This is a genomic window from Dietzia natronolimnaea (genome assembly GCF_002289575.1).
In the GTDB taxonomy this organism is placed as follows: domain Bacteria; phylum Actinomycetota; class Actinomycetes; order Mycobacteriales; family Mycobacteriaceae; genus Dietzia; species Dietzia natronolimnaea_A.
Map to the genome: position 1 here is coordinate 1 of NZ_NTGA01000115.1, position 567 is coordinate 567.

A 567-nucleotide genomic window follows, 5' to 3' on the forward strand; every position below is an offset into this window, starting at 1 on the left:
GGAGAGTAGTTCCTCGCACAGCCAGTCGAAGCTGGCGTAGGCGCCGGTGACGAACTGCACGCGGTTGGGTAGGCCCTGGGCGAGGCTGTCGATGACCGAGATCCGCACTGGTTGCTCGGTGCCCCAGGACGCCCCGAGCCGCGGCCCATCCGTGCTAGCGGTGTCGGCGCCTTCGGCACTGTCAGCGTTGTGGGCGGTGTCTTCGGCATGGCGTACGGGGGTGCAGATGTCGTCGGTGTTGGGGTCCCCGAGGGCGCACAGGGCGTCGGCGCGTAGTTGGTTGCGGGTGCGGGGATGGCCGGACTGCCAGGCGGTGCGGGCGGCGGCCTCGATGCGGCGGCGCAGCTTCTCGGCGTCACTGCTGGGCAGGTGGGCCCACATGCTGGTCATGCCGTTGCGGCTGGGGCGAAACCGGACGGTGCGCTGTTCGGCGGCGTCGGCCACGGCGTGTTCGGCGGCCCGGGGATCGTGGCGTTCTCTCGCTGCGTCGACCGCGGTGTCCAGGGCGGTGCGGCTGGGGCGGTGGCCCCCGTCCAGGTCCCGGGCCAGGGCGCCGACGACCTCCGA

At 72.5% G+C, this 567-nt stretch carries 1 protein-coding gene; it reads right to left on the minus strand.

Annotated elements, in window-relative coordinates; genetic code table 11:
* Positions 1-567 (minus strand): DUF222 domain-containing protein (locus CEY15_RS17905; RefSeq protein ID WP_141244347.1); only part of this gene is annotated, 567 nt, incomplete at both ends.